Source organism: Desulfurellaceae bacterium, assembly GCA_021296095.1.
Taxonomy (GTDB): Bacteria; Desulfobacterota; Binatia; order Bin18; family Bin18; genus JAAXHF01.
Window position 1 is genome coordinate 1 of the sequence record JAGWBB010000147.1, and the last position, 5,721, is coordinate 5,721.

Genomic DNA, 5,721 nt, shown 5'->3' on the forward strand with positions numbered 1-5,721 from the left:
AGTGGCAGCGCAGCCTGGGGCTGGGGCTGAACGGCAAAACCCTGGGCCTGATGGGCCTGGGCCGCCTGGGGTCACAGGTTGCGACAATCGGCGCGGCGTTTCAGATGACGCTCATCGCCTGGAGTCAGAACCTGACGGCCGAGCGGGCGGCCGAGTGCGGCGCGAGCCTGGTCAGCAAGGATGAACTCCTGGCGCAGTCGGACGTGCTGTCCATCCATCTGGTGTTGAGTCCGCGCTCGCGGGGCTTGATCGGCGCTCGCGAGCTGAGCCTGATGAAACCGACCGCCTACCTCATCAACACCTCACGCGGTCCGATTGTGGATGAGCCGGCGCTGGTGCAGGCGCTGCAAAATGGGACGATTGCCGGAGCCGGGCTGGACGTGTTTGACCAGGAACCCCTGCCGCTGGATCATCCGCTGCGACGGCTGGACAACACGGTGCTCACCCCCCACATCGGCTACGTGACCGCCGAAACCTACCACATCTTCTTCGACCAGACGGTCGAGAACATCCGGGCCTTCCTGGACGGGCAGCCGGTGCGGACGCTGAACACGCCCCGGTCGAAGCCCTAGAAGGGCGGCCCAGTTCTCTACCGGCGGAGAGTGTCTCGCGGTCGTGAGCATGCCCATCAGCCGAATAGAACGCTGAGGGGCTATCAGCGGGCTGGACGCACGTGTCGATCACGCGCAATCGCCCTTCTCCTCAGAGAAAGGTCGATCCGCCATACTCCTGTGGCCTGTTTCGCCAGCCACTCCTGATGGGAGCGAATTTTCTCCACGGTCCAGGTATCAAAGTCTTCGGCGAGTTTCCGAGTGAGGGCGAATTCACTCGCCTGGTAAACGGGGCGCTTTTCGGAAAATCCTGCATTTCCCAGATTACGATTATCCGCAGTCACCAAAGGCGTGAGGTTCCCCAGACGGTAAGTAAACGCCTCCCGCTGCTGGTCATCGAACTGTTCCCAGTCCTCACCGGGATTCTCCGGCAACACATGTTCAATGCTGTATTTCGCGCTCTCGAAATCAAGAGCCTTTCCGGACAGCTGCTCTTCCAGCCGGAACAGGATAAAACGCGCGACTTTATTGTTACGGCTGCTGGTGGTTCGCAGCGCCTTGTCTACGAATGCCGTGCGAAATGCCGCGTCCTCTGGATAAACCCCTCGCAATCCCTCGATCGCCGCTGTTGCATCGACAAGACGGCCCGCCCAAATTTCCCGAGCAATATGATTGTACACCACTTCCTGTTCATTGCTCTGGCGACTACAGATCACATTGTAGCGAAAAGACACAACAGCAACGGCCCGCAGGAGACGTGCGAACTCGGCCCGGTCGGTTTCCGCAAACCGGTCAAAAGCGGCCAACAGTAACGCCAAGGGCTGACGCACGTTGAACATCTGCAACTGGGCGAGGCTATCTCGTTCCTCTTGTGTCCAATAGGTATCCTCTGGACTACGTAAAGCCGTGTACACCCGCGCGTGCCGATCCATATCACGGATCAATTCAAATGCCCTGGACTTATCCGTGATCGCGCTACGAATGGTTTTGAACAGATCAGCCTTCCGAACCAGCCGGTTGCGACTGTTCCAGAAGACACGCAAAAACTCGGGAAAACTCTCGCTGCCTAGCAGCCCGACGATCCCCTCCCAACGCTCTTCGAGCGTCTTGATCTCCGCTTCATGCGCACCGCCACGCGAGACAACGGAGAACAGGTAGTTCTTCAACAGATCGGTCGCGGACAGGCGCACTCCACGTGCGTTCAACGTCTCAAAAACCTTAAAGGCGTTCAAATCGTCCGTTACCGTGATGATGGTAAAAAACAGCTTGTCTGCTGTGACATCAACAAAGCGTGCCACCGATTCACCATCATTGCCTGAGTGGTCTTTGATGTGCTCCTTGAACCAGGCAAACGCCCGACGCAAGAGATGTTCCGAAGCGTTCAGCCCTCTCTGTGGCAGACGCTCCAGGGGGACGAGGTAATCCTGGTAGAGACGATCATTGTGGCGATTCAGCGAGAGTTTGGAGCGCGGGACTAAGCTCACTGGGTCCAGATAGCCGATGTAGTTGTTCCGCAGCTGCTCAGCCCGCCGATTTTGCGGATCAGCCGGATCGTCTGGCGCCGCCAGGTCAGTCAGATGCGCTATCGCGGCCAGCATCAACAGGCTCAGCGTCGTCAGACGCTGCTGTCCGTCGATCACATCGAACGTCTTACTGTCTGCCGATTGCAGCACCAGATAGCCCATGTAATGCGCTGGCTCCGGGTCCTCATCGAACAACCCGACAATATCCTGCCACAGATCGTCCCACTCATCGGCACCCCAGGAATAGTCGCGTTGAAACTTTGGAACGCGGTAGCTCAGCCCATTTCCCATAAGCTGACGAAACGTCATGTTGCTGGTATTGAAATTCATGGGCGAAAGGCCCTCATCGCCGTGTCTCTGAAGCGCTCTATCACCTTTTCCGCAATCCGACCAGATTTCGGCTTGGCCCTCGAAAAAATCTGTCCCTGGATCGAATCTGCGCCATTGACCATCTTTACAGATGGACAGGCCGCCTCTTCTAAACGCGCTGATTCGCTCTCTCAGAGCCGCATCCCACAGTCAATCGGGGTAAACTGGGATGTCATTCGCTATCCCAACTGGCGGGCGACTTCGGCGTATTTGTCCAGAAACGGCAGGATCTCTTCACGGCCGGCGGTCGGCGCGCGCACAACGGTACGAACCGCCCCAAGCTCTTTGTAGCGTGCGAGCCGGCCCATGCCCGGGGCATGGACCAGGAAGAACGAAATCGGGATGGAGGCGGGATCGCGGCCGGCGGCGCGGGCCTTGTCGTGGAGGTCGGCAATCGCGGCCGGCATATCGTCAATCGCCGTCTCAACCGGAATCCAGCCGTCACACAGATCGACCACCCGCTGGCGACCCAGCCGCGAACTCAGACTGCCCATCAAAATAGGCGGATGGGGTGTGGTCAGCGGCTTGGGGTAGGACCACACCCGGTCAAAATTCACAAACTCGCCGTGATAGCTGGCCTCGTCCTGGGTCCACAGCGCTTTCATGGCCTGCACCCGCTCGGTCAAGACCTTCCAGCGTTTGGCCGGCGGCGTGCCGTGGTTGGCCATCTCCTCTTTATTCCAGCCCGCGCCAATACCGAAAAGAAACCGCCCATGGGAAATCCGATCCAGCGAGGCGACCTGCTTGGCCTGCACGATTGGATCGTGCTCGGTCACCAGCGAGATGCCGGTGCCGAGTTTGAGTCTGGTGGTCACCGCAGCCGCAGCGGCCAGACCGATGAAGGGGTCGGACATGTGGACGTACTCTTCGGGCAGCTCGCCGCCGCCCGGGTACTGGGACTCACGGCTGGCCGGAATATGGGTGTGCTCGGGCAGCCACAACGACTCAAAGCCCCGCGCCTCACACTCCTTGGCCAGCTCGTCGGCCGGTAGCGTGTACTCGGTATTAAAACTGAAAACGCCAAGGTCCATACGTGTGTCTCCTGTCCGGTTTAGACAAATTCGAGCGCGTCTCCACTCCGGGCGATCCGTCGGTAATAGCAGCGCGGTCTGGCCTGGCCGTCGGTGTCTTTGGTATGACACACCCCGCCGCGGCGGGGAATCACGCGGTACAGCAGGGAGTTCTGCTCGCAGTTGAGCCGCACCTCGACCAGGTCGAGCACGTCGCCCGAGGTCGCTCCCTTGTGCCACAGCTCGTTGCGTGAGGTTGACCACAGGACGGCCTGACCGCGCTCCAGCGTTTCCCGCAGGGCCAGCTCGTTGGCATAGCCGATAAACAGCACGTCGCCCGTCCGGGCGTGTTGCAGCACGACCGGCACCACGTCCAGGCCCTTGTCCGCGATACTGCCTAACTTCTTGAAATCGAGCCTGATCTCGGTGCCTTCTTCCAAGGCATTCATGTCACCTCTCCTCTCCAGTCTGTATGGGTTCAGCCTGAGCCGTGGTCTGCGGTGCGCGGCGGCCGCAGCTCCACCCAGCGGCCGGTCGTACGCTGAATCAGCTCGGACCACAGGTCTTCCGCAGGCCGGTGAAACACTGTGCCAATCCCCCCGCTCCACCTCGCCGTCCAGCTGGCCCGGAGCCCAACCGGCATGGCCGGCATACATCCGAAACGTGCCGCCCCGGGCGAGTTCGTCCTCCACCACGCTCGGACTGCCGCTCAGGTAGACATCGGCAAAGACGGGCAGGCTCTCGTCGGGCGGCTGCGCGGCGCGAAACAGCAGCAGCATGACGGAAGGGGCGACCGGCCCGCCGCCGTATACCACTCCAGCCTGGGGTGTGACTCGGAGGGACTCGGGCACGACCTCAGATAGTTGGACCGCAGTGGGACGATTGATAATCACGCCCAGTGCTCCCAGCCGTCCATAGCCGAGCAGCAGGACAACTGACTGGGCGAAATTGGGATCGGCGAGCTGACGAGCGGCCACCAGCAGCTTGCCCTTGTCCAGCTCGGCCGGATCGGCCGTGGGCAGCTCATCGGCACCGGCCAGGCTGGCCACGGCCAGGCCGACCCCTATCGCCAGCCAGGGCTCCCGGCTTGGACCAAACGGCGCCTTACCCGGCAAATTTCAGTCCTGTCAGTCGCCGACCGTCTCCGGCACCGACTCGGCCGACGCGGATTCTGCCGTCTCGTCAGCCGCCCGCGGCTCGTAACGGAACACCAGGCCGTCTTCGCCGAGGTCGATCTCAACCCGGCCGCCGTTCTGGAGCTGACCGAACAGAATCTCGTCGGCCAGCACCTGTTTGACCTCGCTCTGAATCAGGCGGGCCATGGGCCGGGCGCCAAAGGTCTTGTCATAGCCTTTTTCGGCCAGATAGCGACGGGCGTCGTCGGTCAGCGCAATGCGTACATTCTTCTCGGCCAGCTGATCGATCAGTTCCTGCATGAACTTGTCAACCACCCGTCTGGAAGTGGACGACCCCGTCCAGACGATTGCGGAACTCGGGATTGAACAGCTTTTCAATCGCCTGCTGGTCTTTGCCCGCATTGGACTGCTCGCCAAAACCGATTGCCGTGGCCGCCATTTCACGCGCCCCGGCATTGCTGGTCATGATCAGGATGACGTGCCGGAAATCAGCTTTTTTACCGTTGTTGTCGGTCAGCGTGGCGTGGTCCATGACTTGCAGCAGGATATTGAACAGGTCGGGATGGGCCTTTTCAATCTCGTCCAGCAGCAGCACCGAATGGGGGTTGCGGGTGATCGCCTCGGTCAGCAGCCCGCCCTGGTCAAAGCCGACATAGCCCGGCGGGGCGCCGATCAGCCGCGAGACGGTATGCTTCTCCATGTATTCGCTCATGTCAAAGCGCAGGAACTGCAAGCCCAGGGTTTGGGCCAGCTGCTTGGCCACCTCAGTTTTGCCCACCCCGGTCGGCCCGGAGAACAGAAACGAGCCCACCGGCTTTTCCGGTTGACCCAGACCGGCCCGGGCCAGCCGGATGGCGCGGACAATGACCGCAATGGCCGGGTCCTGGCCAAAAACCACCTTCTTGAGGTCGTCGTCGAGCCGGTGGAGCCGGTCCTTGTCGGAGATAGACACGCTGCGGGGCGGAATCCGGGCAATCTTGGCCACCACCGCCTCAATATCGGTCTCGCCGATAATCTTATCCTCGTCGGTGCTGGGTTTGATCTTGAAGGCCGCACCGACCTCGTCAATGACATCAATCGCCTTGTCGGGTAGGAAACGGTCGTTGATGTATTTGGCCGACAGCTCGGCCGC

6 protein-coding genes are annotated in these 5,721 nt (G+C 60.8%); 1 reads left to right on the forward strand and 5 read right to left on the reverse strand.

The window, feature by feature from the left end; translation table 11 throughout:
* On the forward strand, positions 1-572 hold a 572-nt coding region (locus J4F42_21700; protein MCE2488138.1), incomplete at its 5' end, for a hypothetical protein.
* A gap of 83 nt (positions 573-655) precedes the next feature.
* On the opposite strand, the gene J4F42_21705 is transcribed toward J4F42_21700, so the two are convergent.
* The 5 genes from J4F42_21705 to J4F42_21725 all read right to left on the reverse strand — a co-directional run.
* Positions 656-2,404 (reverse strand): DUF262 domain-containing protein, encoded by a 1,749-nt coding sequence (locus J4F42_21705; GenBank protein MCE2488139.1) that lies wholly within the window; start codon positions 2,402-2,404, stop codon positions 656-658.
* Positions 2,405-2,622: 218 nt separating this feature from the next.
* On the reverse strand, positions 2,623-3,474 hold the full coding sequence (locus tag J4F42_21710; protein ID MCE2488140.1) for an LLM class F420-dependent oxidoreductase: 852 nt from the start codon (positions 3,472-3,474) through the stop codon (positions 2,623-2,625).
* Positions 3,475-3,494: 20 nt separating this feature from the next.
* Positions 3,495-4,568 carry a YqgE/AlgH family protein gene (locus J4F42_21715; protein MCE2488141.1) on the reverse strand — a complete coding sequence of 358 codons (1,074 nt, stop codon included), beginning with the start codon at positions 4,566-4,568 and terminating at the stop codon, positions 3,495-3,497.
* A 12-nt stretch (positions 4,569-4,580) separates the two neighbouring features.
* Positions 4,581-4,889: a hypothetical protein gene (locus J4F42_21720; GenBank protein ID MCE2488142.1), complete on the reverse strand. Its 309-nt coding sequence runs from the start codon at positions 4,887-4,889 to the stop codon at positions 4,581-4,583.
* 7 nt (positions 4,890-4,896) lie between these two features.
* Positions 4,897-5,721, reverse strand: an 825-nt coding sequence (locus J4F42_21725; protein MCE2488143.1) for an AAA family ATPase, incomplete at its 5' end; no start/stop codon positions are given.

Coding starts and splice junctions, on each gene's coding strand:
- J4F42_21705 (MCE2488139.1), bottom strand. CDS start 2,404: ATGAATTTCAATACCAGCAACATGACGTTTCGTCAGCTTATGGGAAAT.
- J4F42_21710 (MCE2488140.1), bottom strand. CDS start 3,474: ATGGACCTTGGCGTTTTCAGTTTTAATACCGAGTACACGCTACCGGCC.
- J4F42_21720 (MCE2488142.1), bottom strand. CDS start 4,889: ATGCAGGAACTGATCGATCAGCTGGCCGAGAAGAATGTACGCATTGCG.